Raw genomic sequence first — 571 nt, 5'->3', positions numbered from 1 at the left:
GGGTAGAGCACCACGCGGCTGCCGTCTTGCTTGGTATCGTGGTCAAAACGGGTAAATTGGCCGAACACGTTGAGTTGCGCTTTGCCGAGATGGTTTTGCCAACGGCCGGTCAGACGGGGCATGATGGCATAAGGCTCGTCTTTATAACCGTCTTGGTTGGCAAGCGTTTGATATTTTTGTACGCGCAACGAGCCGTCGAAGCTGCCGCCTAGCAGTTTGTCGCTGTAATTGAGCCATGCTTGACGGTCGAGGTTGACGTTGCGCGCGATGTCTTCGCGGCCGTAGAAGTCGCGGTAGTAATCGTCATCGGAAACTTGGTTGTAGTTGATGCCGCCGCTGATTTTGCTGTTCAGCTGCTGCTGGTGTTTCCATTTGAACTGGTAGCGGTTGTTGTGGACGCTTTTTTGGTCGTTGGGCATCCAGTCGCCATCGACTTCGCCGCTGTAATTCGGTTGCAGATAACGCACTTGGCCGCCCAGTTGCACGCCGCGTTTGCTGATAATGCCCGGACGGATGGTGGCATCCAAATTCGGTGCAAGGTTGAAGTAGTAGGGCAGGCTCAGCTCCAGGC

At 55.0% G+C, this 571-nt stretch carries 1 protein-coding gene; it reads right to left on the bottom strand.

Annotation, left to right across the window (positions count from 1 at the left end; translation table 11 throughout):
- Positions 1 to 571 (bottom strand): LPS-assembly protein LptD (locus ACTHUR_RS16560; RefSeq protein WP_440399774.1); only part of this gene is annotated, 571 nt, incomplete at both ends.

Source organism: Neisseria sp. P0021.S007, from assembly GCF_051956855.1.
This window is presented reverse-complemented; position numbering and strand designations above follow the sequence as displayed.